This window comes from Nonomuraea sp. NPDC049725, from assembly GCF_040674795.1.
Lineage (GTDB): Bacteria > Actinomycetota > Actinomycetes > Streptosporangiales > Streptosporangiaceae > Nonomuraea > Nonomuraea ceibae.
Genome location: NZ_JBFANJ010000016.1, coordinates 72,584 through 97,502 on the forward strand (window position 1 = coordinate 72,584; position 24,919 = coordinate 97,502).

28 protein-coding genes are annotated in these 24,919 nt (G+C 73.9%); 12 read left to right on the forward strand and 16 right to left on the reverse strand.

What is annotated here, in order from left to right; genetic code table 11:
• Positions 1-37: 37 nt before the first annotated feature.
• Together AB0J53_RS34080 and AB0J53_RS34085 are read right to left on the reverse strand one after the other, a co-directional pair.
• Positions 38-1,369, reverse strand: a complete 1,332-nt coding sequence (locus AB0J53_RS34080) for an MFS transporter (protein ID WP_364180210.1) — start codon at positions 1,367-1,369, stop codon at positions 38-40.
• 103 nt (positions 1,370-1,472) lie between these two features.
• Positions 1,473-2,666, reverse strand: a complete 1,194-nt coding sequence (locus AB0J53_RS34085; protein ID WP_364179967.1) for a winged helix DNA-binding domain-containing protein — start codon at positions 2,664-2,666, stop codon at positions 1,473-1,475.
• 125 nt (positions 2,667-2,791) lie between these two features.
• Here AB0J53_RS34085 and AB0J53_RS34090 point away from each other — a divergent pair, with 125 nt between their 5' ends.
• The gene (locus AB0J53_RS34090) at positions 2,792-3,754 is read left to right on the forward strand and encodes a thiamine pyrophosphate-dependent dehydrogenase E1 component subunit alpha (RefSeq protein WP_364179969.1); all 963 of its coding nucleotides are present in this window, start codon (positions 2,792-2,794) and stop codon (positions 3,752-3,754) included.
• Positions 3,747-4,733 carry a transketolase C-terminal domain-containing protein gene (locus tag AB0J53_RS34095; protein ID WP_364179971.1) on the forward strand — a complete coding sequence of 329 codons (987 nt, stop codon included), beginning with the start codon at positions 3,747-3,749 and terminating at the stop codon, positions 4,731-4,733. The genes AB0J53_RS34090 and AB0J53_RS34095 overlap by 8 nt, the downstream gene beginning before the upstream one ends.
• Positions 4,734-4,759: 26 nt before the next feature.
• Here AB0J53_RS34095 and AB0J53_RS34100 read toward each other — a convergent pair whose 3' ends face one another.
• A complete protein-coding gene (locus AB0J53_RS34100) occupies positions 4,760-5,575 on the reverse strand; it encodes an IclR family transcriptional regulator C-terminal domain-containing protein (RefSeq protein WP_364179972.1) in 816 nt (271 codons plus the stop codon).
• A 200-nt stretch (positions 5,576-5,775) separates the two neighbouring features.
• Between AB0J53_RS34100 and AB0J53_RS34105 the strand changes: the two genes are divergently transcribed.
• Both AB0J53_RS34105 and AB0J53_RS34110 read left to right on the forward strand, forming a co-directional pair.
• Positions 5,776-6,891: an aminotransferase class V-fold PLP-dependent enzyme gene (locus tag AB0J53_RS34105; protein WP_364179974.1), complete on the forward strand. Its 1,116-nt coding sequence runs from the start codon at positions 5,776-5,778 to the stop codon at positions 6,889-6,891.
• Entirely contained in the window at positions 6,888-7,340 is a 453-nt protein-coding gene (locus AB0J53_RS34110) for a RidA family protein (protein ID WP_364179976.1), read from the forward strand. The genes AB0J53_RS34105 and AB0J53_RS34110 overlap by 4 nt, the downstream gene beginning before the upstream one ends.
• Here AB0J53_RS34110 and AB0J53_RS34115 read toward each other — a convergent pair.
• Complete coding sequence (locus AB0J53_RS34115) at positions 7,322-8,434, reverse strand: hypothetical protein (protein ID WP_364179978.1); 1,113 nt, start codon at positions 8,432-8,434, stop codon at positions 7,322-7,324. The genes AB0J53_RS34110 and AB0J53_RS34115 overlap by 19 nt on opposite strands.
• A 30-nt stretch (positions 8,435-8,464) precedes the next feature.
• Positions 8,465-8,929: a MarR family transcriptional regulator gene (locus AB0J53_RS34120; protein ID WP_246646418.1), complete on the reverse strand. Its 465-nt coding sequence runs from the start codon at positions 8,927-8,929 to the stop codon at positions 8,465-8,467.
• A 30-nt stretch (positions 8,930-8,959) separates the two neighbouring features.
• On the opposite strand from AB0J53_RS34120, the gene AB0J53_RS34125 reads away from it, so the two are divergent.
• Complete coding sequence (locus tag AB0J53_RS34125) at positions 8,960-10,048, forward strand: GNAT family N-acetyltransferase (RefSeq protein ID WP_364179980.1); 1,089 nt, start codon at positions 8,960-8,962, stop codon at positions 10,046-10,048.
• Positions 10,049-10,059: 11 nt separating this feature from the next.
• On the opposite strand, the gene AB0J53_RS34130 is transcribed toward AB0J53_RS34125, so the two are convergent.
• On the reverse strand, positions 10,060-10,329 hold the full coding sequence (locus AB0J53_RS34130) for a helix-turn-helix transcriptional regulator (protein WP_219510698.1): 270 nt from the start codon (positions 10,327-10,329) through the stop codon (positions 10,060-10,062).
• Between the two features lie 88 nt (positions 10,330-10,417).
• Between AB0J53_RS34130 and map the strand changes: the two genes are divergently transcribed.
• Complete coding sequence (map, locus tag AB0J53_RS34135) at positions 10,418-11,200, forward strand: type I methionyl aminopeptidase (protein ID WP_364179983.1); 783 nt, start codon at positions 10,418-10,420, stop codon at positions 11,198-11,200.
• 10 nt (positions 11,201-11,210) lie between these two features.
• Here the strand turns inward: map and AB0J53_RS34140 are convergent, their stop codons facing one another.
• From AB0J53_RS34140 to AB0J53_RS34155, 4 genes are all read right to left on the reverse strand, one after another.
• On the reverse strand, positions 11,211-11,777 hold the full coding sequence (locus tag AB0J53_RS34140; protein WP_364179985.1) for a rhodanese-like domain-containing protein: 567 nt from the start codon (positions 11,775-11,777) through the stop codon (positions 11,211-11,213).
• A gap of 42 nt (positions 11,778-11,819) precedes the next feature.
• Positions 11,820-13,202 carry an MBL fold metallo-hydrolase gene (locus AB0J53_RS34145; protein ID WP_364179987.1) on the reverse strand — a complete coding sequence of 461 codons (1,383 nt, stop codon included), beginning with the start codon at positions 13,200-13,202 and terminating at the stop codon, positions 11,820-11,822.
• Positions 13,203-13,272: 70 nt separating this feature from the next.
• A complete protein-coding gene (locus tag AB0J53_RS34150; RefSeq protein ID WP_357587878.1) occupies positions 13,273-13,542 on the reverse strand; it encodes a metal-sensitive transcriptional regulator in 270 nt (89 codons plus the stop codon).
• A 32-nt stretch (positions 13,543-13,574) separates the two neighbouring features.
• Positions 13,575-14,375: an alpha/beta hydrolase gene (locus tag AB0J53_RS34155; RefSeq protein ID WP_364179989.1), complete on the reverse strand. Its 801-nt coding sequence runs from the start codon at positions 14,373-14,375 to the stop codon at positions 13,575-13,577.
• Positions 14,376-14,609: 234 nt separating this feature from the next.
• Between AB0J53_RS34155 and AB0J53_RS34160 the strand changes: the two genes are divergently transcribed.
• The 4 genes from AB0J53_RS34160 (at position 14,610) to AB0J53_RS34175 (ending at position 18,488) form a co-directional block, all read left to right on the forward strand.
• A complete protein-coding gene (locus AB0J53_RS34160; protein WP_364179991.1) occupies positions 14,610-15,173 on the forward strand; it encodes a GNAT family N-acetyltransferase in 564 nt (187 codons plus the stop codon).
• 128 nt (positions 15,174-15,301) lie between these two features.
• Positions 15,302-16,390, forward strand: a complete 1,089-nt coding sequence (locus tag AB0J53_RS34165; protein ID WP_364179993.1) for a MoxR family ATPase — start codon at positions 15,302-15,304, stop codon at positions 16,388-16,390.
• Entirely contained in the window at positions 16,387-17,730 is a 1,344-nt protein-coding gene (locus tag AB0J53_RS34170) for a VWA-like domain-containing protein (protein WP_364179995.1), read from the forward strand. The genes AB0J53_RS34165 and AB0J53_RS34170 overlap by 4 nt, the downstream gene beginning before the upstream one ends.
• Positions 17,727-18,488: a hypothetical protein gene (locus AB0J53_RS34175; RefSeq protein ID WP_364179997.1), complete on the forward strand. Its 762-nt coding sequence runs from the start codon at positions 17,727-17,729 to the stop codon at positions 18,486-18,488. The genes AB0J53_RS34170 and AB0J53_RS34175 overlap by 4 nt, the downstream gene beginning before the upstream one ends.
• Before the next feature lie 34 nt (positions 18,489-18,522).
• On the opposite strand, the gene AB0J53_RS34180 is transcribed toward AB0J53_RS34175, so the two are convergent.
• On the reverse strand, positions 18,523-19,116 hold the full coding sequence (locus AB0J53_RS34180) for a TetR/AcrR family transcriptional regulator (protein WP_364179999.1): 594 nt from the start codon (positions 19,114-19,116) through the stop codon (positions 18,523-18,525).
• Positions 19,117-19,173: 57 nt separating this feature from the next.
• On the opposite strand from AB0J53_RS34180, the gene AB0J53_RS34185 reads away from it, so the two are divergent.
• Positions 19,174-20,040, forward strand: coding sequence for an SDR family oxidoreductase (locus AB0J53_RS34185; protein WP_364180001.1), 867 nt, complete (start codon positions 19,174-19,176; stop codon positions 20,038-20,040).
• 169 nt (positions 20,041-20,209) lie between these two features.
• Here the strand turns inward: AB0J53_RS34185 and AB0J53_RS34190 are convergent, their stop codons facing one another.
• The 3 genes from AB0J53_RS34190 to AB0J53_RS34200 form a co-directional block, all read right to left on the reverse strand.
• Positions 20,210-20,863, reverse strand: a complete 654-nt coding sequence (locus tag AB0J53_RS34190) for a hypothetical protein (RefSeq protein ID WP_364180003.1) — start codon at positions 20,861-20,863, stop codon at positions 20,210-20,212.
• Between the two features lie 84 nt (positions 20,864-20,947).
• Positions 20,948-21,685 carry a VOC family protein gene (locus tag AB0J53_RS34195; RefSeq protein ID WP_364180005.1) on the reverse strand — a complete coding sequence of 246 codons (738 nt, stop codon included), beginning with the start codon at positions 21,683-21,685 and terminating at the stop codon, positions 20,948-20,950.
• Between the two features lie 11 nt (positions 21,686-21,696).
• Positions 21,697-22,599, reverse strand: a complete 903-nt coding sequence (locus AB0J53_RS34200) for a helix-turn-helix transcriptional regulator (RefSeq protein WP_364180007.1) — start codon at positions 22,597-22,599, stop codon at positions 21,697-21,699.
• Positions 22,600-22,713: 114 nt separating this feature from the next.
• Here AB0J53_RS34200 and AB0J53_RS34205 point away from each other — a divergent pair, with 114 nt between their 5' ends.
• Complete coding sequence (locus tag AB0J53_RS34205) at positions 22,714-23,496, forward strand: NAD(P)H-dependent oxidoreductase (RefSeq protein WP_219510720.1); 783 nt, start codon at positions 22,714-22,716, stop codon at positions 23,494-23,496.
• Here the strand turns inward: AB0J53_RS34205 and AB0J53_RS34210 are convergent.
• Positions 23,493-23,939 (reverse strand): DNA-binding protein, encoded by a 447-nt coding sequence (locus AB0J53_RS34210; protein ID WP_219510722.1) that lies wholly within the window; start codon positions 23,937-23,939, stop codon positions 23,493-23,495. The genes AB0J53_RS34205 and AB0J53_RS34210 overlap by 4 nt on opposite strands.
• A gap of 58 nt (positions 23,940-23,997) precedes the next feature.
• Positions 23,998-24,807 (reverse strand): glycerophosphodiester phosphodiesterase family protein, encoded by an 810-nt coding sequence (locus tag AB0J53_RS34215; protein ID WP_364180010.1) that lies wholly within the window; start codon positions 24,805-24,807, stop codon positions 23,998-24,000.
• Between the last annotated feature and the right edge of the window lie 112 nt (positions 24,808-24,919).

The window sequence follows — 24,919 nt, forward strand, 5'->3', positions numbered from 1 at the left end:
TCATCGCGGATCGTGGCCAGCGCTTCGGGTGAGGCACTCACCGGGGAGCGGCGGCCGGAAGGCTTCCGCTGACGGCACGCGACGGCAGCAGCACGGCGATGAGCACCGCGCCGAGCGCCACGCAGACCGCGCCCGCGGTGAGCCCGTCCGCATAGCCCATGACGGCCAGCGCGGCCACCCCGACGGCGCCGCCGATCTGCTGGACGGAGGTGAACAGGGCCGATCCGAGACCGGCGTCCGCCACGGTGGTGCCATCGACCGCGGCCACGGCCAGCACGGGCAGGCTCAGCCCGTTGCCCACGCTCAGGACGAGCATGCCGGGCAGGACGTGGGCGGCGTAGGTGTCGCCCGCCGCCACGCCGGACAGCAGCAGCAGCCCGGCGATGTTGACCAGGAACGCCAGCAGGAGCGCCCAGCGCGTCCCGATCCTGAGCGAGATGCGGGAGGACAGCCACATGCCCGCCAGGATGCCGGCGCCGTAGGGCAGGTAGGAGATTCCGGCCAGGAGCGGGCTGTAGCCCAGCACGGTCTGGATCTGGATCATCAGCAGGAACGACATGGCGTACATCGCCATCGAGAACAGCAGGGTCGCGCCGTTGGCGACCGCCCGCGTCCGCGAGGCCAGGAACGACCGGGGCACCAGCGGCGCCGCCGCCCGTGACTCGGCCACCAGGAGCGCCACCGCCAAGGCGGCGGAGAGCACGACGGCGCCGACGGCGACCGGGTCGCTCCAGCCGGTCTCTCCGGCCCGCAGCAGCCCGTACACCAGCGACACCGCAGCGCCGGTGACCAGGACCGCGCCGGGAACGTCGAGGCCGCGCCGGCCCGGAGCGCGGGACTCGGGGACCAGGCGGGGGAGCAGCACCAGGGCCACGGCGACGACGGGCAGGTTGATCAGGAAGATCCCCCGCCAGGACAGCAGGTCGGTCAGCGCCCCGGACAGCACCAGGCCTGAGGTCCCGCCCAGGGCGGCGATGCCGCCCCAGACGCCCAGCGCCCTGGTGCGCTCCTCCGGCCCCGGATACAGCAACGTGATCATCGACATCGCCGCCGGGCCGGCCATCGCAGAACCCGCGCCCTGCACGAACCGCCCGATGACGAGCTGCCACGGCTCCTGCGCGAGCCCGCAGGCCAGGCTGGCCACACCGAACAGCGCCACCCCGATGAGGAAGACGCGGCGGCGGCCCAGCAGATCCGCCATCCGGCCGCACAACAGCAGCAGCCCGCCGAAGGCCAGGAAGTAGGCGTTGACGACCCAGGGCAACCCGGACGCGCTGAATCCCAGCTCATCGCGGATGCTGGGCAGAGCGACGTTCACGACGGTGTCATCGAGCACGAGCATGAACTGGACCAGGCACAACACGATCATCGGCACCCGACGACGCTATGATCCGCCGCCGATGGCCACAATCCGCGACGGGGCCAGACCATGTCGCATGGAGGACATCGGGCGCCGTCATGCCTGACTGGGGTCAGCGCCCGAAGCCGGGCTGCATGGCCGGAGAGGGGTAGACGGCGAACACCCGGCGGCCGTCGAGCCACGCACTCAGCCGCCGCGCCTCGTCCGCCAGCGCCTCGCGGGCCTGCGCGGAGACGTCGTCGTCGAGCAGGCGCAGCTCGACCACGCCGTCCGCATCCTGCACCCACGCGCCGACGACGCGCCCGTCGACCCAGGCGGTGGTCCCGGCGTTGCCCGCGCTGTCGAACAACTGGGACGCGTGCGCACCGAGGTAGAAGGCGCGGGCCTTCCAGCCCATCACGGTCGGGTCGAGCAACGGCAGCAGCGCGACCCACGGCCCGGCGGCGGCGACCGGGGCGAGGTCGTCCTCGCGCAGCCACCCCACCGAGCCGTCGGCCAGAGAAACCCGCTGCGCTCCGATGTCGTCCAGCGCGGTGCGGACCGCGGACTTGGTGGCGCCGAGCCACCAGGCGAGATCCTCGACGGTGCCGGGGCCGTAGGACCACAGCCACCGCGACACCAGCTCGGCATAGCCCTGCCGCGCCGCGAGCGCCTCGGGCACCTCGTCCCTCCACCACGCCCGGGTCGTCGTCCAGGTCGGGCGGCTCGTGTACCAGGCTCCGGCGTTGGCCGCGCGCGCCACCACGCCGTCCAGGCTCAGCTGGGTGAGCACGCGCGGAGCGAGCGCGATCCGGCCTCCCCAGGACTTGCCGGGGGCCTGCTCGATGAAGCCGGCGACTTCGGGCACCTCCTCGCGTACTTGCTTCGAGGAGCGGGGCACGCCGTCGGCCAGGTGCGCCAGCACCGCCTTCTCCGCAGTCGCGAGCCAGGCGGCCCCCTGCCCCTCCGCTGTCGGGCCCCAGCGTTCGAGGTCCCTGACCAGCCGGTTGCGATGGATCGCGGCCACCCGGGCCGAGGCGCTTCCCCACACCGCCGGCACGAGATCACGGGGGAACACGAACAGGGTCTCGCGCATCGACTGCTGCCGGACGAGGGAACGCGTCCCGTAGAGCGCCCGTTCGACGTCGTCGACGTCGAGCGCGCCGACGCGTGCCCAGCAGGACAGGTGCACGCTCGGCGGGTCGGTGGCGTGCAGGCACACCACCGCACGCGCGGCCTCCTCGGGAGAGGCCGCCTTGGCCGTGGGCGCGAGAGCGTGCCGTACGCCCAGCCGGGCACGGCGCTCGTCATCGGTCACGAGACGCATGAGGCCATCCTGGCGTAGGGGCCATTCATTTGCAGATAGTCGAAAGCGGGCCGTCGCGCGGTGGAGGCGGCAGGGGGACGGACGCACAGTGAGTGCCGTCACGACTCCCAGGAAAGGCGGACCCGTTGCCTCATCCCCCTACCGAGACCGCGCTGGCGGATCTGGCCGGACTGTGGCGGATCCGGGTCTTCGAGGAGACCGTCACCCGCCTGCGGGTCGAGGAGCGGATCGCCGGGTCGGTCCACCTGTGCATCGGCCAGGAGGCCGTCCCGGTGGGCGCCTGCGCCGCGCTCGACCTGACGCGTGACGCCGTGTTCGCCACCTACCGAGGCCACGGCTGGGCGCTGGCCTGCGGCGCCGACCCGGCGGCGCTGTTCGCCGAGTTGCTGGGCCGGGAGACGGGCACCAACGGCGGGCGGGCCGGCTCGGCGTACCTGTCGGATCCCGGCCACGGCTTCTACGGCGAGAACTCCATCGTGGGTGCGCACGCCCCCATCGCCGTCGGCGCCGCGCTGGCCGCCCGGTACGACGGCTCCGGCCGGGTCGCGCTCGCGGTGTTCGGCGACGGGGCGATGAACCAGGGCGCCGTCCACGAGGCCATGAACATGGCGAGCGCCTTCGACCTGCCGGTCGTCTTCCTGGTGGAGAACAACCGGTATTCGGAGCTGACGCCGATCGCCGCGATGGTCAGGGACGACGACCTGGTCTCGCGCGCCGCCGCGTACGGCATGCCGGGCTCGTGGGTGAACGGCAACGACGTCGGCGCCGTCCGGCGCGTGGTCGCCGAGGCGGTGGACGCCTGCCGGTCCGGCCGGGGGCCCGTCCTGGTCGAGGCGCACACCCAGCGGCTGGTCGGCCACTACATCGGCGACGCGCAGACGTACCGGCCGCGTGACGAGGTGGAGGCCGCCCGCGCCACGGAGCCGATCGTCGTGCTGACCTCGGCCCTGCGCGCGGCAGGGGCCGGCGACGCGGAGCTCGCCGCGGTCGAGGCCCGGGCGCGCGCCGAGATCGCGGCCGCGGCGGTCACCGCGCTCGCCGCTCCGCCGGCCGACCCCGCCACCGTGAAGGAGCACGTGCATGGCTGAGATCACCTACGCCCAGGCCGTCAACGCCGCGCTGCGCCGCGCCCTCGCGGAGGATCCGGGCACCCTGCTGTTCGGCGAGGACGTCGCGCTCCCCGGCGGGGTCCACGGCGTGACCCGCCGCCTGCGCCGGGAGTTCGGCGAGCGCGTCTTCGACACGCCCATCTCCGAGTCGGCCATCCTCGGCGGGGCCGTGGGCGCGGCCATGATGGGGCTGCGGCCGATCGTGGAGATCATGTGGGCGGACTTCGCGTTCGTCGCGTTCGACCAGTTGATCAACCAGGCGGCCAACGTCCGGTACGTCTCCCGGGGCAGGCTCACCGCGCCGATGACCGTACGCACCCAGCAGGGCGCGACACCCGGTTCCTGCGCCCAGCACTCCCAGAGCGTGGAGGCGTTGTTCGCGCACGTCCCCGGCCTGCGGGTGTGCCTGCCCGCCACCCCTCAGGACGCCTACGACCTGCTGCTGGCCGCGATCGGCTGCGACGATCCGGTCGTCGTCATCGAGAGCCGCGAGCTCTACCACTCGCTCAAGGGCCCGGTCGACCAGGACGGGCCGCGGGCGCCGATCGGCGGCGCGCGCGTCCATCGCGCGGGGTCCGACCTCTCCGTGGTGACCTGGGGGCCGATGCTGCACACGGTGCTGGAGGCCGCCCGGGTCCTGGAGTCGTCCGGCGTCAGCGTCGAGGTGATCGACGCCCGCTGGATCGACCCGTTCGACACGGACACCGTCGTGGACAGCGTCTCGCGTACGGGCCGCCTGGCGGTGGTCCACGCGGCCAACCTGACCGGCGGCTTCGGCGCGGAGGTCGTCGCGCGGGTGGTCGAGCGCGGGGTGCCGCTGTCGGCGCCGCCGCTGCGGATCGCCACCGAGGACCTGCGGATCCCCGCCGCGCCCGCGCTCCAGCGGGCCGCGATCCCCGGCCGTGACACGGTGGCCGGGCGGCTGCTCTCGATGTTCACGCCCGCGACGGCCGCGTGACGGCCACGTGACGGGCGGGCGTCCGGTCAGTCGCGGCCGGGCACGGCCAGGTGATGACCGCGCAGGAGGTTCGTCGCGATGGCGGCGGCCTCCTGCACGGCGGCGATCAGGTCGCGCTGGGCGGTCCTGAACCGCGTGGCGGGCACCGACACCGTGTACGAGCCCGCCGGAGCGCCGTCCTGGTCGAAGTACGCGGCGGAGGCGCAGCAGATGCCGTCGCTGAACTCCTCCAGGTCGAGCGCGAAGCCCTGCCTGCGGATGTTGCCGAGCTCCACGGTCAGGCTGTCGACGTCGCCGAGGGTGCGCGCGGTCAGCCGCCGCAGCTCGACCCCGCCGAACATGATCTCGATCTGCTCGTGCGGCAGGTGCGCCAGCACCGCCTTGCAGGAGGCGCGGGCGTGCGTGTCGCCGGTGTAGCCGACGTCCAGGCCGCGCACGCCGAGCGCCTGCTCACCGGCGATGAACTGCAGCAGGGTGATGACGCCGTGGTGCCAGCCGCTGACGTACGAGGTCTCCCGCGTCCGGGCGTGCAGCCTGGCCAGGATCGCGAACAGCTCGGGAAGGGGCTCGAACCTGGCACGCAGTTGCCTGCCGAGGGAGGCGCCGCCCGGGCCGACGTCGATGCGCCCGCCGGGCAGCCGCACGACGTAGCCGCCCGCCTTGAGCGTGCGCAGGATGTGGTAGCAGCGGCCGAGGCTGAGGCCGAGCTGCCGGCTGAGGCTCTTGGCCGTGGCCTGGCCGTCCGCGAGGGCGACGGCGCGCAGCACGTCGATGCCTCGCAGCAGGGTCTGCAGGCTGCCGTCGCTCTCGGCGGCGGATGGCGACAGGGCGGTGTCGGTCATGCTGTGCTGGTCATGCTGGGCTGGCTGGTCATGCTGGGCTCCCGGGCTGGTCGCCCGCACGCTATGCCGTGAGCGGGCTGGTCACGGGTCCGTCGAAGCGAGTTTTCGACTATAGCGAAAGGCCGGGCCGGCCCTGGGCCGGTGCGCGGGGCCGCGGGCCATACTGCCAACCGCACAATCGACGGACCCGGAAGGATCACATGCTCAGCTCCGAGCAGTTCCGGTCGCGCTTCCCCGCGTTGCAGCGCCACGTCTGGCTGGACACGCCGGCGAGCCCGCCCGCCGCGCTCGAGGTCGCGCACGCGCTGCAGGCGGCCCTGGACTCATGGCTGTACGGCGACTTCGACTGGCAGGAATGGGACCGCGCCCCCGGCGCCGCCAGGAGCTCGGTCGCCCGCCTGCTGGGGGTCGCCGAGGAGCGGGTCGCCGTCGTGGGCTCGGTCGCCGAGGCCGCCGCGACGGTCGCCAAGTCCCTGCCGCCCGGCCGGATCGTGGTGCCCGCCCAGGAGTTCCGGAGCAACCTGTTCCCGTGGCGGCAACTGGAGTCCGCCGGGCACGAGGTGACGCTGGTGCCGCCCCGGGACGGCCGCACCCGTACCGAGGACCTGGTGGCGGCGCTCGATCCGCGCACCGCGCTGCTCGCCGTCAGCGACGTGCTGTCGATCGACGGCCACCGCACCGACCTGCCCGCGCTGCGCCGGGCCGCGGACGGCGTGGGCGCGCGGCTGTTCGTCGACGCGACCCAGTCGCTCGGCGCGCTCCGCCTCGACCTCGACCGCGTACGCCCCGACTACCTCGCCGTGCACGGCTACAAGTGGATGCTGTGCCCGCGCGGGGCCGCCTGGCTGGTCACGGCGCCCGAGCACGTCGGCGGGCTGGTTCCGCTGCTGCCGAGTTGGAAGTCCACCGAGCCCCCGCACGGGTACTTCGGCGGGCCGTACGTCACCGCCGGCAGCGCGGCGCGCTGCGACACCTCGCCTGCCTGGCTGTCCTGGGTCGGGGCGCTGCCGGCGCTGGACCTCCTGCTCGATCTCGACGCCGAGCGGGTCGAGCGCCACTGCCTGCGGCTGGCCGCCGAGTTCCGGGAGCGCGTGGCCGAGACGGAGGCCGGCGCCCCCCTTCCCGGCAGCGGGAGCCACATCGCGGTGGTGCGCGTCAGCGACCCGGACGCGGTCCGGGCCCGGCTGGCCCGGGAGGGCGTGCGCGCCACCCTGCTCGGCGACCGGCTGCGGGTGGGCTTCCACTACTTCAACGACGGCGGCGACGTCGAACGGGCCGTCGACGCGCTGCGAGACCGGAAGAGGCGAGCGTCATGATCAACCGCTGGAACCCCGCCGGGGTCCCGGCCCCCGTCGGCCGCTACAGCCACGTGGCCGCGGTGCCGGGAGGCACCACGCTGGTGTTCGTCTCGGGGCAGGTGGGGAACCTGGCGGACGGCTCGCTCGCGGGCCCGGACGCCCTGTCCCAGACCCGCCAGACGTTCGCCAACCTGCGGTCCGTGCTGGACGCGTGCGGGGCGGGGCCGGACGACGTGGTCAAGCTGCTGACCTTCGTGGCCGGCGCGGAGCACCTGCCCGGCTTCCGCGCTGCCCGGGACGAGGTGTTCGACGCGTGGTATCCCGGCGGCGACGTCCCGGCGCACTCCCTGGCCGTCGTCGCCGCGCTGGCCGACCCGGCGCTCACGGTGGAGATCGAGGCCGTCGTCGCGGTGAACGGCGACCTCCGGGCGCCGGGGGCCGGCCCGGGTCATCCGGCCAGTTCGTAGAGCTGCGACACCCGGCTGCCCTGCCTGGCGTACACCCACACGCGGGCGGTGCCGGGCACCGGCGCGAGGTCCATGATCTCGGTCGGCCCCTCGGGGAGCGGGTGCTCGGTCCACCGCCCGTCCTTGACGTGCAGCAGGTACGGTCTGCGCCCCTGGTCGGGGTTGGCCGCGATCCACACCCCGCCCTCGGTGTCCGCCCGCGCGACGGTCAGCGCGGTCCCGGGCATCGGGCGTTCCACCCGTCTCCACGTCCCGCCCGCCCAGCGCAGGACCACGCCCTCCTTGGCCGTGTAGCGCAGGCAGGCGCCGGGCTTCTCCACCAGGACCGAGCCCACGGCCCAGGCGTCGTCACGGCGGGGCACGGCCAGGGCCTGGATCGAGAACCTCGGCCACCCCGTGTTGACGCAGCCCGCGCCGGTGGGGCTGGGGGACGGGACCGGGACCTGAGGCAGAGGGTGGACGCTCCACCGGGAGCCCTCCCACCGGATGGCCTGGGTCTCGCCGCCGGCCTGCTGGATCGCCCAGACCTGATCGGGCCCGGAGGCGGCGACCCGTTCCAGCCATGCCGAACCCGCCTCGCCCGCGGGCCTGACCACCGGCTTCCACCTGCCGCCGTCCCGCCGGTGCAGGTACCAGCCTCCGTACTCGCCGGTCTCGGCCAGCCACGCCTCGCCCTTGGCCGGGACCGCCAGGTCCCTGACGTCGAGGTCGTCGTAGGGAGAGGACCGGGGGCGTCTCACCCACTGGCCCCGCGCCCACTGCCACACGCTGCCGGACACCAGCCAGAGGTCGTCACCCGCCGGTGACGTCCGGAAGCCGAAGCCGTAGCCCGCCGGGGTGAAGGAGCCGGGCGGCTCGGTGCGCCGCCAGGCGCGCCCGTCCCACCGCATCATCAATGCCCGGTCGCCCGCGACGACGGCCCACGCCTGCCCCGAGCTCGTGGCGGCGACGGAGTGCCACCGGTGCTCGCCGGACCCGTTCCAGGTGTGCGTCAGCCGCCACGACCCGCCCGGGTCCGCCGGCGTCCGGGTGGGTGATCCGGCGCTGGGGGCGCACGCCGTGAGCAGCAAAAGCAGGACCCAGACCAGCCGCATAGCGGCCCATCCTAGGACGCTTCACACCGGTCAGGTGGGTTCTTCCAGTTTGCCGGCGATCTCCTCCAGGGCGGCCAGGTCGGCGGGGGAGAGCCGGTCGATGACGTGGCGGCGGACCGATTCGAGGTGGGCGGGGGCGGCGTCCTCCAGCGTTTCGAGGCCGTGGTCGGTGAGGACGAGGTAGCAGCCCCGGCCGTCGTCCGGGTCGGGCTCGCGCCGCAGCAGGCCGCGAGCCTCCATGCGGGTGGCGTGCCGGGACAGGCGGCTGCGCGACCAGCCCATCTTGGCGGCCTGCTCGTGCAGCGTGCTGGTGCGGCCGGGGCGTTCGGACAGCGTGCTCAGCACCTCGTAATCAGGGTCGGACAGGCCGACTTCGGCCAGGTCGCGCGCGGTGCGCGTCTGGACCGCGATCATCATGCGCCGCAGGGCACGCCACGCCCGTTCCTCGTCGGCTTCGAGCCAGCGCACCGTGGCGTGAGACTGCTTCTTTGACATGTCAACAAGTTACCAGGTACGGTCGTTTCCATGTCAACGAAAACTACGCGTGTCCTCGTCCTGGTGTGCAGCACCCGTCCCGGCGCCCTCGGCCCGGCCGTGGGGGAGTGGCTGATCGACGCGATCGCGCCCCGTGCGGCCGAGCTCGGCGTGGAGCTCGTGCCCGTGGCGCTCGGCGACCTGGCCCTGCCGTTCCTCGACGAGGAGGAGCACCCGTCGTCCGGCGTCTACCGGCAGGAGCACACCAAGCGGTGGAGCGCGATGGTGGACGCCGCGGACGGCTTCATCGCCGTCACGCCCGAGTACAACTACGGCATGCCGGCCACGTTCAAGAACGCCCTGGACTACCTCGGCCGCGAATGGGCGTGGAAGCCGATGGGGTTCGTCAGCTACGGCAACACCTCGGCGGGCACCCGGGCGGTCCAGCACGCCAAGCAGGTGGTGACGACACTGCGCATGGTGCCGCTGGGCGCCACGGTCGCGCTGCGCATCGCCGACACGGTGGAGAACGGGCGGCTACGCCCGGACGCCGCACGCGACTCGGCCGCCACCGGGATCCTGGACGAGCTCGTCGGCCTCGCCCACGCCCTGCGTCCGATGCGCGAGCGGATCCGCTCGACGCCGGGGCCGCTGCCGGGCTCGTACGTCCGGGAGCTGACGCCTGACGACGCGGCGGAGGTCCTGGTGCTCCAGCGCTGCTGCTGGGTGGACGAGGCGCAGGCCAACGACACGCTGGACATCCCCGCCCTGGGGGAGTCGCTGGAGCGGGTGCGCGCGTGGCTGGGCGCCTGGCAGGGCACGGGCCTGTGGCGGGACGGGCGGCTGCTGGGCATGGTGCGCACCCGGCGCGCGGGCGACGACTGGCACGTGGGCCGGCTCGGCGTCGCCCCGGACCTGCGCGGGCAGGGTGTCGGGCGCTGGCTGCTGCGCCGGGCCGAGGCCGCCGCCGACGCGGACTGCCGCCGCGTCGTGCTGTCGACCGGCGCCGGGAGCCGCCGCAACCTCGCCCTCTACCACGCCGAGGGCTACCGCACGGAGTCGTCAGACGGCGCGACGGCCTCGCTCGTCAAGCCGGCGCCCGCGAACGACGCCGTGGGGGAGCCGGCGGGCGTGGCGTGAGGAGCGGGCCGCTACGAGGCCGCCTCCAGGGGCAGGTCGCTGCCGCGCCAGGTGGCCGCCAGCTCCTCGACCGGCAGGCCGAGTGCCTCGCCGAGGCAGACGATCGTGCCGAAGCCGGGGGACGGGAGCCGTCCGGTCTCGATCTTGCGCAGGGTCTCCGGCGAGATGCCGGCCGCCTGCGCGACCTCGGCCAGGTCGCGTCCCGCTCGCGCGTGGCGCAGCAGGGCGCCGAGACGCCGGCCGGCTTCGATCTGCTCGCGTGTGAGCGGTTGGCGGACCATGCGCCCCAGGATAGTGCCGGTATAACTATACCGGCAAGCGCCCGGATGGCGGTATAGTTATACCGACACTCTAGGACGCGAGGTAACCGTGATCGAACTGAAGACGCCTGCGGAGATCGAACGCATGCACGTGGCCGGGCGGTTCGTCGCCGAAGTGCTCTCCGAGGTCGGCCGGCTCGCCGACGTGGGCGTCAACCTCCTCGACCTTGAGCACCACGTACGCGGCATGATCAAACGACGTGGCGCGAAGTCGTGCTACTGGGACTACGCGCCCTCCTTCGGGGAGGGCCCGTTCCGCAACGTCATCTGCCTGTCGGTCAACGACGCCGTCCTGCACGGACTGCCCCACGACTACACCCTGCGTGACGGCGACGTGCTCAAGGCCGACCTCGCGGTCGGCATCGACGGCTGGGTGGCCGACTCGGCCCGTACGGTCATCGTCGGGACCCCCGCCGAGGAGGACCTGCGGATCGTCCGCGCCACCGAGGAGGCGCTGGAGGCGGCGATCGAGGCGGCCCGGCCGGGCAACCGCCTGGGCGACATCTCGGCGGCCATCTGGGCGGTGGCCAGCGACTACGGTTACCCGGTCAACACCGAGTTCGGCGGGCACGGCATCGGGCGCACCATGCACGAGGGGCCGCACGTGTCGAACAAGGGCAAGGCGGGGCGCGGCCTCGCGCTCCGGCCCGGCCTGACGCTGGCGATCGAGCCCTGGTTCGCCCGGACGACCGACCGGATCGTCTACGACCCCGACGGCTGGACCATCCGGTCGGCCGACGGCTCGCGTACGGCCCACTCCGAGCACACGGTGGCCATCACCGAGGACGCCGCCCTGGTGCTCACCCGGCGCGAACCGGACGAAACGGCCTGAGATTTCGCGGTCACGAGCGGCCGGTCAGCGCCGCCAGCGTCTGGGCCTCGGGCCGGGGCGAGGCGGTCCGGTTCCACGGGAGCAGTGACAGCGCCCTGGCCATCGCGCAGGTGTCGGTGAGCGCGGAGAAGGTCAGGCCCGCGCCGATCGCCCCGGCCACCCACGTCAGCGGCCGCCAGGCCATGCCGCCGGCGACCCCGGCGAGCACGAGGGTGCCCGCCACCATGCGGACCTGGCGTTCCATCGCCCAGGCGCCGCGCCCGTGGTTCAGCGGGGCGCCCTCGCTCTGCCAGGCGGTCAGGCCGCCGTCGAGCACGCTCACGGCCGGCAGGCCCGCCGCGGCGGCGATCGCGTGGGCGTCGCGGGCGCGCACGCCGGAGCGGCAGACCAGGACGACGTGGTCGTCGTGCCGGGCGGCGAGGCCGGCGGCGTGCTTGCGGATGAGGTCGAGGGGGACGTTGGCCGAGCCGGGGATGTGGCTCGCCGCGAACTCTCCGGGGCTGCGGACATCGATGAGCCGGACGCCCGCGCCGCTGTCGAGCAGGGCGCGGACCTGTGCGGTGGTGAGGGTGGTCATGTGCTGGCCTTTCTGGTCGGTACGTTCTCGGCGCGCGGCGGGTCAGGCGGCCATGGGGAGCCCGGCGGAGGCGGCGCGGTCGAAGGCGTCGTTCACCAGCACGACCTCGCGTCCCGTCCTGGCGAGCAGTGAGGCGGCGGCGGTGGCGCGGTAGCCGCTGCCGCAGTGCACCCAGACGGTCCCGGCGGGGATCTCGCCGGCGCGGGCGGCGAGTTCGGGCAGCGGCACGTGCACGGCGCCGTCGAGGTGGGCGGCGTCCCACTCGTTGCCGAGCCGCACGTCGAGGATCACGTCGGGGGCGGGCAGCCCGGCAGGCACGTCACCCGCCAGCGCGGCCGCCAGCCCGGCGAACGTGGCCGTGCGCAGCTCCCGCACCTGGGCGGGGTCGTCGGCGAGCCGCCGGGGCGTGCCGGTGGCCGCGGCGGCGACCCGGTCGACGCCGATGCGCACGAGCTCCCGCTGCGCGTCGGCGACCTGCTCGGGCGTCTCGCCGATGAGGGTGAGCGGCGCGCCCCGGTCGATCAGCCAGCCGAGCCAGGTGGCCATCGGGCCGTCCAGGCCGAGGCTGACGGTGCCGGTCAGGTGGGCCTCGGCGTAGGCCGTGCGGTGGCGCAGGTCGACCACCCATTCGCCGGCCTCCAGCCGGGCGCGCAGCTCGCCGGGGGTGATGCCGGGCGGGCGGCGCAGGTCGACCGGATCGGGGCCGTGCAGGTTGATGACGCCCATGTGCGCGTAGTAGGCGGGGTAGGCGTCGAGCCCGGCCAGCGTCCGGCTGACGAACTCGTCCTCGGCCAGGCGCAGCGCCGGGTTGACCCGCCGCTCGCGTTCGATGGTGGAGTCGTCGCCGGACGCCTGGGTGGCCGAGCAGAAGCTGCCGAAGCCGTGGGTCGGCCAGACGGCGGCGCCGCCGGGCAGCAGGTCGGACAGCTTGCGCACGGAGGCGTGCTGCTCGCGGGCGAGCGTGTCGGCGTGCTCGGCGCCCAGCAGGTCGGTGCGGCCCGTGGTGCCGAACAGCAGCGAGCCGCCGGTGAACACGCCCCGGACGCCGTCGGCGCCCTCCAGCACGTAGGACAGGTGGTGGAAGGTGTGGCCGGGCGTGGCCAGGACGCGCAGGCGCAGCTCGGGCGAGACCTCGACGACGTCGCCGTCGGCCAGCGGCAGGTGCGGGAACGGCGGCCGGTCTGCGGCGGCGAAACCGTACTGGGCGCCGGTCAGCCTGGCCAGCTCCAGCCCGCCGGAGACGTAGTCGTTGTGCACGTGCGTCTCGACGACGTGGGTGATGCGCGCGCCGACGCGGCCGGCCAGGGCGAGCACCCGGTCGACGTCGCGCTGCGGGTCGACCACGACCGCGACCTGGCCGTCGGTGGCCAGATAGCTGTGGTCGCCCAGCGACGAGGTCGCGATGACGTGGACGTCGATGCTCATCATTCCTCCTACACCCCCGGGGGTATCCGGGTCAGACATTGCGCTCATCGCCTTCCCGCGTCGCGGGATTTCAGGCCAGCGCCAGGAAGAGCTTCTCCAGCTCCTGCTCGGTCATGGGCGGCTCGTCGCCGCGCTCGCGGGCGGCCTGGCAGTGCCGCAGCCCAGTGGCCACGATCTTGAATCCGGCCCGGTCAAGCGCCCGCGAGACGGCGGCGAGCTGGGTGAGCACGTCGGCGCACTCCTCGCCGTCCTCGATCATCGAGATCACGCCGGCCAACTGCCCGTGCGCCCGGCGCAACCGGGTCAACGCGTCGCCCACGAGGGCGGGGGTCATCTCCATGACACCGAGCATACCCCCGCCCGTATAGTGGGCTAGCTCACGGCCTTGTCCAGCAGGGCGGCCACCTCAGCGGGCCTGAAGACGAACCCCGCGTGCGACGTGTCCAGGGTGTGCACGTCGTACGGGTTGCCGGGCGTCAGCGCGTCGGCCTCGGCGATCAGCCTGTCCTGCATGGCCACCGGCAGCGACCGGTCGGCGGTGAGCCGGATGTAGGAACGGGCGATCGTGCCCCAGGTCGCGGCGTCGACGCGGGCGTCGGCCGTCATCACCGCGATCGACTCGTCCGGCTGCAGGATGTTGAGGAAGGCGCGGAACCGCTCGTCGCTGACGTCCGCCAGGGTGGCGGCCTTCAGCGCGTCGAGCAGCTCCACGTCGGCGGTGCGGTAGTTGGCCCGGCCGACGCCGAGCCGCGCGGGGTCGCCGACGTTGAAGGCCGCCAGCGGGGCCATCAGGTTGTCCGCGAACTCGGGCTCCTGCATGTACGCGATCGGGTTGGGGAGCCGTACGCATGACCAGGCGGAGATGTAGACGAGCCGGCTCACCAGCTCGGGGATCGCGTTGCCGACGCCGGAGATGGTGACGCCGCCGAGGCTGGCCGCCACGAGCACCACCGGCCCGTGCTCCGCCAGCCGCCGGACCACGCCGGTGACCGCGTCGACGTTGTCACGCAGGGTGACCCCGGCCAGCGTCGACGGCTCGGCCGCCCACGCGTCGAGGTCCTGCGGAGCCTGGTAGGAGATCGGGTACTGCGCGTCGAGGCCGTGGCCCGGCAGGTCGACGGCGTAGCTGCGGTGACCGAGCAGGGCCAGCTCACGCTGGACCGAAGCCCACATGAAAGAGCTGCTGCCGGAGCCGTGCACCAGCACGAACGTGGGCGACGACGAAGAAGAGTGGTTGGATCGCATGAAGAACAGTCCGTTCGCTGAAAAGGCATGACGAAGACGCGTGCGCTGGTCGCTCGGCGACCGGCGGGCGCAGGCCGCTTCAGCTGCAGCGCGAACGGATGAACTTCTGGATCATGGCCGACACCCTACCATTCGGTGACCTTGTTCTATGATCACGGGCTCATGAGCCAATCGCCCACGCTGTCCGTCAAGGAAATCCGCACGGACCGACTCCTGCTCCGCAGGGCGGTATACGCGTCCGACCGTGACGAGCTCATCGAGCTCTCGACCGATCCCGAGGTCCAGGCGCATCTCGGCGGCCCCCGGCCGCTGGACGAGGTCGAGCGGCATCTCGGCACGGTCATGGCCGCCGGCGAGACCTCTGCGCCCGGCAGCTTCATCGTCGCGGACACCACGACGGACCAGGTCGTCGGCTCGCTGATGCTGTCCCGACGACCGGCCGACCGCCCCGGCCACGTCACCGAGGAGGGCGGCGAGCTGGAGCTGGGCTACCTGCTGCGCCGCCACGCCTGGGGGGCCGGGTACGCGTTCGAGGCCACGTCCGCCGCCTTGCGCGCCGCGGCGGCGGAGCTTCCGGACCAGCCGATCCTGATCGTGACGCAGTCCGCGAACGCGCGATCCCTGCGGCTCGCCGCCCGCCTCGGCTTCCGGCCGGTCAGCATGTTCCACGAGTACGACGCCGAGCAGACCCTCTGCACCGCCCCCTTGGCCGCCTTCCGCGCCTGATCCGCGCAGGCGCCCCCTGAGTGGCGTCATCTTTGGTTGACGCACGGAGGATCGTCAACCTAGGATGACGGCACTGCGGTGACGGCCCGTCGGGCGCGCCGCATCCGGGCAGCGGCGAGGAGGACGACATGGCGGCTCCATCAGTGACACGAGAGGCCCTCGCGGTCGCCGTGACAGCCAATCTGCCGGTCATCCTCTGGGGTGCGCCGGGCACCGGCAAGACGTCCGCGGTGACCGCGCTCGGCGCGGCCGTCGGCCTGCCGGTCGAGGTGGTGGTCGGCTCGATCCGCGAGCCCAGCGACTTCTCCGGGCTGCCGGTCCTGCGTGAGGGCGGCACCTGGTTCGCACCGCCGCGCTGGGCCGAGCGGCTCGCCGCCGAGGGCGGCGGCCTGCTGTTCCTCGACGAGCTGACCACCGCGCCGCCGGCCGTGCAGGCCGCCATGCTGCGGGTGGTGCTGGAGCGCACGGTCGGCGACCTGGTGCTGCCGGACGAGGTGCGGATCGTGGCCGCCGCCAACCCGCCGGACCAGGCCGCCGACGGCTGGGACCTGTCCGCGCCGCTGGCCAACCGGCTCATTCACCTGACATGGAGTGTGTCGGCCGAGGACATCGCCGAGGGATTCACCGGCGGCTTCCCCGTACCGGAGTTCAACGTGAAGGACACGGCCGGGCCCGCCGAGACCGCCAGGGCCCGGGCGCTGGTCGGGGCGTTCCTGCGGGTGCGGCCGGAACTCGTGCTGGCGGTGCCCGACAGCCCGGATCGGGCCGGACGTGGCTGGCCCAGCCCGCGCAGCTGGGAGATGGCCGCGGGGGCGGTCGCCGCGTGCGAGCACCTGGGCGCGGACGAGCCGGTCCTGGCCGAGCTGGTGCTCGGCGCGGTCGGTGAGGCGGCCGGGTTCGAGCTGCTGTCCTGGCGGCGCAACCTCGACCTGCCCGACCCGCAGACCCTGCTGGACGACCCGCGGGCCCCGCTGCCCGAACGGCTCGACCGGCTGCACGCCCTGCTCGGCGCCGTGGTGGCGTACGTGCGCTCGGACGCCACGGCCGGCACGTGGGAGCGGGCCTGGGCGGTGGTGGCCCGGGTCGCGCGCACGGCTCCCGACGTGGCGGCGACCGCGGCCCGGTCGCTGGCCCGCTGCCGGCCCGAGGGCGCGACCCTGCCCAGGACGATGCTCGAACTCGCGCCGGTGCTGCGCTCGGCGGGGCTCATGCCATGACCCCCGACCGCCCGCGCGCCACCGATGAGGCGGTGCGCGCCCGCATCGCCGCCGCGCGGCTGTGGGCGGCGCACCAGGCGCCCTACCTCGCCTCGGCCGTCTTCGCCCTCAACCCGGTCGTCCTGGAACCGGCCCTGGACGAGGACACCGGCGCTCCCGTTCCCGACCCCGGCTTCCGCACCTTCCCCGCCGACACCCGCTGGAACCTGTACGTGGAACCGGGCACCACGCTGGCCACCCCCGTCGAGGAGATCGGCTGGTGGATGCTGCACCAGGTCGGTCACCTGGTGCGCGGCCACGCGGCCCGCTCGCCGGTGCGGCCGGAGCCGGGCCACGAGCCGGGCCCCAAGGTGAGCCCCGAGGTCAGCCCCGAAGTGAGCCACGCCGCCGGCCCGGTCCGCGACGAGGAGGCCCACCGCTGGAACCAGGCCGCCGACGCCGAGATCAACGACGACCTGGAGGCCGCCGACCTGCGCGGCCCGGCCGGCGTGGTGTCGCCCGCCGAGCTGGGGCTCCCGGTCAACCGCACCGCCGAGGAGTACGTGCCGATGCTCGACGTGCTGGCCCAGGCGATGGGCCGGGGCGGGCGAGCCCTGGCCGAGGCGATCGACTGCGGCAGCGCGGTGGACGGGCAGGATCGCGCGTACGAGGACAGCGGCTCCGGCGAAGGACTCACCGAGCTCGACCGGGACCTGCTCGAACGCTCCATCGCGGCCGGCATCCAGGACCGGATCAGCGCGCGCAGCGAGGTGCCGTCGGGGTGGCGCCGCTGGGCCGAGGAGCGCCTGCGCCCTTCGGTGAACTGGCGGGCCCGCCTGGGCGCGATGATCCGGCGCGGGCTGAGCACGGTGGCCGGTCAGGTCGATTTCAGCTATCGCCGCCCGTCGCGCCGCGCCGGCGCGTACGCCGACATCGTGCCGCCGTCGATGGCGCGCGCGGTCCCGGACACGGTGCTGCTGATCGACACCTCCGGCAGCGTCACCGACGACGTGCTGAAGCGGCTGCTGGCCGAGGTGACCGGGATCATCGACGGCGTGGCCGGTCCCCACCGGCGGCTGCGGGCGTTCTGCTGCGACGTCCGCCCGCACCCCGTCCAGGTGGTGCGCCGGGCGAGCGACATCGAACTGACCGGCGGCGGCGGCACCGACATGCGGGCTGGCCTCGATGCGGCGATGGCCCTGCGGCCCCGCCCCGACCTGGTCGTCGTGCTGACCGACGGCGAGACGCCGTGGCCCGGGCGGCGGCCCGGGGCGCAGGTGGTGGTCTGCCTGATCGGCGACGGCGGGCACGCGCCCGGCTGGGCGTCCGTGGCCCGCGTGCCGGCGAAAGGAGACTCATGACCACGGACCACGCCGACGAGCCGCGCCCCGAGCCGCTGCACGAATGGCGGCGGCGCGGGCTCACCATCGCCGAGGCCCGGCAGTGGATCGAGGACGGCTTCCCGATCCACACCGCCGAGCGGTGGCGCGGGTCCGGCGTCTACACCGCCGCCGACGCGCGGTCGTGGCGCACCGCCGGCGCCACCCCGTTCACCGTGGATCTGTGGCTGCGGGCCGGCATGACCCCACGGGACGCGGTGCAGTGGCGCGAGCTGGGCTATTCGCCCGAGGAAGCAGCCGACCGGCACCTGGCCGGGGAACGCCCGTACCCGCGCGGCTGGCTGGGGCGGCTGCTGCACCGGGGCGAGCGGCCGGGCGGCGCGTTCGCCGACGAGGAACGCTCCCACAGCATGCGGGAGCTGCTGCGCACCGGCATCCCGGCAGGCCGGGCCCGCCCTTACGTGGAGGCGGGGTGGACGGGCGCCGATGCGGTGGAGTGGGCGAAACGCGGCATCGAGGCGGGACAGGCGCGGGTCTTCGAAGCGCTCGGCCTGTCCGCCCGCGAGGCCGAACGGGTGCTCGCCTCCGGCCAGGACGCCATCTCCCTGATGACCGAGTTCTGGCGGGCCGGGGTGCCGATCGAGGAGGTGGCGGCCTGGCGCGCGGCGGGGTTCACGGGCGAGGAGGCGGCCCGGATGCGGGCCGAGGGCGTCGGCGTCGAGCAGGCCGAGGTGCTGCGGGCCCTGACCGAGGGCGACGAGCCCCGCCGGGAGGCGTGAGACAGATGGCGTGCCTCGTGCCGCCAGCGTCCGGCTACGCGCTGCGGGCCCGCTGGTCGATCATGGACACCAGAGTCGAGACCAGCTCCTCAGCCGTGATGTCCCACTTGTCCGCGGACAGGTGGCCGCTGACCTCCAGGTCCGTGATCCCGTGCGCGCTGGTCAGGAGCAGCGCGGCGAACTGACGGGCCTGCCCCGCCCCGATCAGATCGCCGACGACGGCCAGGAACTCGTCCATGGCGCGGTCGGCCGCCCGGGTCGCCGCGTGGATCGCGGCCGGGTCGCCCGCCGGGGTGGTGAACATCAGCCGGTACAGGTGCGGCCGGCGACGGCCGATCGTCATCAGTGCCGACAGGGCGTGCCGCAGCCGGTCGGCCGGGGGCTGCCGTGGATCGGCGCGTACGGCCCGCACCTGCTCCGCGAGCCGGTCCAGAGCCTCGGCCGCCACGGTGGTCAGCAGGCTGTCCTTGTCGGGGAAGTGCCGGTACGGCGCGCCGCGGCTGACCCCCGCCCGCGCCCCGACCTCGCGCAACGTCACCGCGTCCGGGCCGCCGCCGTCCAGCAGGTCCGCGGCCGCGTCCAGCAGGGCGCGGCGCGTCGCGGCGGCGGACTCCACGCGGCTGATCACGCCGATCATTCTACCGTTGACACTGTCAGCTGAAGATGCGACCTTGTTCAGGTGACAATGTCATCTGAAAATCGGGAGTACGTCGTCGTGACCGGAGCCTCGACCGGGATCGGCGCGGCCTCCGCCCGCGAGCTCGCCCGCCGGGGATTCCACGTCCTGGCCGGCGTGCGCCGCGACCAGGACGCCGACGCGCTCCGCGCCCCCGGCATCGAGCCGGTCATCCTCGACATCACCCGGCCCGGCCACGTCGCCGCCCTGGCCGCCCGCGTCGGCTCGCGGGCAGTCGCCCTGCGGGCGCTGGTGAACAACGCGGCCGTCTCCGTCAACGCCCCGGTCGAGGCGCTGCCACTCGAGGAGTGGCGCCGGCTGTTCGAGGTCAACCTGTTCGGGCACGTGGCCGTCACGCAGGCGCTGCTGCCCGCCCTGCTGCGTCACTCCGGCCGCGTGGTCAACGTCAGCTCGGTCGGCGGGAAGGTCGCCATGGCCACCTTCGGCCCCTACGCGGGCACCAAGTTCGCCCTGGAGGCGGTCAGCGACGCGTTGCGCCGCGAACTGGCTCCGCAGGGCGTGCAGGTGGTGGTCGTCGAGCCCGGCGGGATCCGTACGGAGATGGGCGAACGGGGCATCGCCGCCACGAGCCGGCTGGCCGAGGCCATGTCACCGGAGCTGCGTGAGCGTTACGGGCCGCTGGTCCAGGCGGTCATCGCGCTGACCGCCGCGGGCACCGCGGGCGGCACATCCGCCGAGGACGCCGCCCGGGTGATCGCCAAGGCCGTGACAGCCGGCAAGCCACGCACGCGCTACACCGTCGGCCGCGACGCGGCCCTGCTCACCCGCCTGTCGCGGATCCTGCCGGACCGGCTGCTCGACCGCGTCGCCGTGGCCGTCCTCCGCCCGCACTACCCAAAGACCACCCCTGCATGAAGCCGGGAGACGAAGGGGGGCGGCCAAAGGTGGCCGAGAGCGAACAGGGCGCCCCAGGCAAGCCGGAACCGGACAGGACGCCCTAGGGAAGCCAGAATCGGACAGGACGCGCTAGGGAAGCTGGAATCGGATAAGGCTGTCTAGGCGGGCCGGAACCGGACCGGGTGGTCTACGGGAGCCGGCCCGGGTCGGCGAGGTGGAGCAGGCCCGGCGGCAGCTCGGGCAACGGCAGGCCGCGCAGCCGGGCGACCTCGCGCACGTGGCGGATCTTCTCGGCCAGGTCGGCGGCCTGGGCGGCGTGGACGCGGGCCGCCTCGGCCCACGCCTGCGGGCGCGGCTCCCGCTCGTCCTCCGCCCTGGCGGCGGCCGCCGCCGCGGCGCGGTCACGCCTGGTCCACTCGGTGAGCAGTTCCTGCAGCTCGCGCAGGGTGCGCAGCTCGGCGCGGGCGGCGTCGCCGTGGTCGGGCGGGTCGTCGGGCAGCGGCGCGGTGCCGTCCAGCCACCAGACGGCGTCCTGCGGCGCCGCCTCCACGCCGGGCAGGATCTCCACCGCCTCGCCGGTGCGGCCGATCGGGGCGAGCAGCAGCAGCGGCGGCGTGGCCAGGGCGTGGGCGATGACGAGCAGCTCCGGCACCGTGATGGAGGCGCGGTGGCCGGACTCCAGCTTGGCGAGGTTCCCGCGCTCCAGCGGGTAGCCGTGAGCGGTGCACCGGTCGGCCAGGCCCTGCACCGACAGGCCCTGGCGCCGGCGGTGATGGCGGATGTTCGCGGCGACCTGGCGGGTGTAGGCGGCGGTCCAGGAGGTGGCGCTGCTTCCAGGCACGATCCCCACGTTAGCGATCTTGGACCCGGGACACAACAGAAGTTGACTCCTCAGGTCACCTTCACGGGGAATCCCGGGGAATCGCTAGCCGCGTCCGAGGACGCAGAACTCGTTGCCCTCCGGGTCGGCCAGCACCTTCCACGACACCTCGCCCTGCCCGACGTCGGCGGCCGTGGCGCCCAGCGCGCGCAGCCGCGCCACCTCCGCCTCCTGCTCCTCGACGGGGTGCGGCAGCAGGTCGATGTGGATGCGGTTCCACACGGCGGGCGGGCCGGGAACACGGAGGAACTCCAGGTACGGGCCGGTGCCCTCGGCGGAGCGCAGCCGCGCGTGGTCGTCGCTCACCTCGTGCACGGTCCAGCCCGTGGCCTCGCCCCAGAACCGGGCCTGGGCCCGGGGGTCCTCGCAGTCGACCACCATCGTGGCGATCGGCCCGGTGTCCCGGTAGACCTCGCGGGGCTCCAGCACGCAGAACACGTTGCCTTCGGGGTCGGCCAGCACCGTCCACGGCACGTCGCCCTGGCCCACGTCGGCAGGCGCCGCCCCCAGCTCCGTCAGCCGCGCGACCAGCTCCGCCTGGTGTTCGGCGGAGGTGGTGGCGAGGTCGAGGTGCACGCGGTACTTCACGGTCTCGGGGTCCGGGACGGCGACGAAGTCGATGTAGAAGCCGTCGGGGTCAGGCCAGTCGAAGCCGTGGGGTTCGAGGTTGGTCACGCCGGGCACCTCGCTGGAGAGCCGCCAGCCCAGCGCCTCCGCCCAGAATCTGCCGAGGGCCGAGTCGTCCCGGGCCTTGAAGTTCACCTGAACAAGTCGTAGCGTCATGCCGCCCCACCCTATGCCCGGCGGCCCGCCGCCAGGCTGGCCAGGGCGGCGGCCTCCGGGGTGCCCTCCCCACTGCTGAACACGTGCACCACCAGGCCCGTCTCGCCCGGTCCCGCCGGTACGTGCAGCGTCTCGTAGTCCAGCTCCAGCAGCCCGGCCGCCGGATGCCGGAGCCGTTTGCGCCCCGCCGTGCACATCACGATCTCGCCGGAGGCCCAGATGCGGCGGAACTCGGCGCTGCGTTCCGACAGGTCCTTGATCAGGGCGACCAGCTCGGCGTCGCCGGGATACTGCCCGGCGGCGACCCGCAACTGGCCCACGGCCTCGGCCGCCCGGTCCGCCCACTCGGGGTGGACGTCGCGGGAGACGGGGTCGAGGAACAGGTAGCGGGCCTGGTTCGGGTCGCGGCGGGAGGGGCCGGTGAGGCCGCCGATCAGCTCGGAGCCGAGGGCGTTCCAGGCGACCACGTCGAGGCGGCGGTCCGTGGCGAAGGCCGGGAGGCCGGTCAGGGCGTCCAGCATGCGCCGCAGCGTGGGGCCGACCCGGGCGGCGGGCGCGGGGCCGTGCTCGCCGCCGTGCTCGGCGCCGACCAGCGTGGTGAGGTGCCGCCGCTCGGCGGCGTCGAGGCCGAGCGCCCTGGCCAGCGCGTCGAGCACTTCGGGGGACGGCTGGGTGGCTCGTCCCTGTTCGAGGCGTACGTAATAGTCCACGCTGATCCCGGCGAGCTGGGCCAGCTCCTCGCGGCGCAGCCCCGGCACGCGGCGGCGCCCAGTCGTGAGCCCAGCCGTGAGCCCCGTAAGCCCGGCCTGCTCGGGCGCGACGCGCTCGCGGCGGGCGCGCAGGAACGCGCCGAGTGCCCGCCGGGCGTCACCGATCCCGCCGTCCGCGTGGTCGATGGTGTACGTGCCGTCCATGGTGTCCAGTATGGGGTTGTCCGGCATGGGTGGCCCTCGCGGTACCAGGACTGCGGGACCACCGGCTCGGCCGGGTTCTGGCTACCTCGGCGCGCCCAGGCGAACGTGGGTGACATGTCTGAAACGCTGAAGAAGATCCTTGTCGTCACCGCCCACCCCGAGCCTCGCTCGCTCAACGCCGCCCTGGGCCGCTTCGCCGTCGAGCGGCTGCGCGCGGCGGGTCACGAGGTGCGGGTGACCGACCTGTACGCGGCGAAGTGGAAGGCGGCGGTGGACGCCGACGACTTCCCCGAGCATGTGGGGGACCGGCGGCTGGACGTGCTCGCCGTGTCGGGGGAGGCCACGCTGGCGGGCCGGCTGTCCGCGGACATCGCCGCCGAACAGGAGAAGCTGCGCTGGTCGGAGGCGGTGATCCTGCAGTTCCCGCTGTGGTGGTTCTCGGTGCCGGCGATCCTGAAGGGCTGGATCGACCGGGTGTTCACGTTCGAGTTCGCCCACGGGCCGTCCGTCCCGCCGCCCTACAGCGAGGGCGCGCTGGCCGGGCGGCGGGCGCTGGCCTCGGTGACGATCGGCGCCCGCGAGTCGGCGTTCTCCGGCCGGGGCGTCCACGGGCGGCTGGCGGACGTGCTCTTCCCGCTCCAGCACGGGCTGTTCTGGTTCACCGGCATGACGCCGCTGGAGCCGTTCGCGGTGTACGACTCGGTCGACGTGCCACGCGAGCGGTTCGCCCAGGTCACGCAGGAGTACGGGCGGCGGCTCGACGGGCTGTTCACCGACGAGCCCGTCCCGTACCGGACGCTCACCGGCGGCGACTACGGCCGTGACATGCGCCTGCTGCCGGGCGTCGAGGCGCCGGGGACTGCCGGGCTGGACATCCACGTCCGCCCGCGCGGCTAGAGCTCGTCGTCCTGGGCGGCGCTCCGCCCGGCCAGCCGCTCGTAGCGCTGCCGGGCGGCCTGCGGGGTGCCGAGCCCCAGGCCGAACGCGATCTCCTGCCAGGTCATGCCGCGCCCCCTGGCCATCCGGAGCAGCCCGGACTCCAGGTCGTCGGCCTCGGCGCGGGCCTGCGCGACCAGGCTCAGGGCGGCGACGATGTCGGCCCGGTCCACTTCCGGCTCGCCGTCGTCGAGCGACACCGCGCCGCTCAGCAGGAACGCCACGATCCGGACGGCCTCGTGCGGCGACAGCTCCGAGGCGTGCGCCTGACGCCGCCGCTGCGCGTCGGTGGCGGCGTGGCGCTCGGCGATGCGCAGGAGCGCGGCGTATTCGCGGTGCGCCCGCGCCTGCCCCGGATGCGGCGGTGTGAAGGGATCGGCGTGCTGCTCAGGAGTCGTCGGCATGCACCCCACCCTGGACGATCCAACATCCGTTGTCAACATGACGTGTTGAACAGAACGTTTAAATGCACTTGCCGTTGAGCCAGGCGCGGTAGTCGCGGGTGTAGTTCGTCATCACGCTCGGCGGCGCCTGGTCCAGGACCGACTGCCAGCGGCTGATGTTGCCGGTCCAGGCGGGGGGCGGCTCCTCCCACCCGACGCCGTCGGTCCAGCGGGCCTGGGAGCCCTTGAGCAGGCCGGGGTGGCGGCGGGCCAGCTCGCCCTGGATCCAGGAGTCCGTGGAGTAGACGAGGATGCGCTGCGTGGCCTGGCGTTCCTTGATCGGGTCGGAGATCTCCTTCCAGGCGGCCGTCGCGTACGCCGGGTCGGACAGCGCCGTCCTGGCCTCGGGCTTGACCTCCAGCAGGGCGATCAGGCCGCGCGAGCGCACGTGGTCGAGCCACTGGCGCAGCGTGTAGACCTGCTCTCCCTGGTACGGACCGCGCGCGATGCGGCGGTCGCGCAGGTTGTCGGCTCCGGCCGCCCACCACAGCGCGGTGATGTTCACCCGGGTGCCGGTCAGCCCGTTGGTGGTGGTGTTGTGCCACATGACGGCCTTGGTGCCGTTCCTGGTGAGCTGGACGTCGCCTTCGACGCCGTCGGCGCCCCAGGACTTCTGGTCGTTCACGGCGCGGACGTTGTTGGGCTGGCGGATCTGGTCGCGTTCCCAGGGGTTCGCGCCGGAGGGGTAGCCGCCGTGGCCGAACACGGCGGGGCAGGCGACGGCGGACCCGGCATGAGCGGACTGACCGGCATGAGCGGCGGGCGGGACGGCGGTGAGGGAGATCGCGGCCAGTGATGCGGCGAGTGCCGCCTTCGTCCTGATCGTCATGGGGGTCGGGACTCCGTCCATGAGGGGTGACCGGCACCGGCAGCGTATGCGCCGCACCTCAGGTGATCAAGAGCGGCGGGAGGGACCGGAAGTCCCCGCGTAACGAGGACTT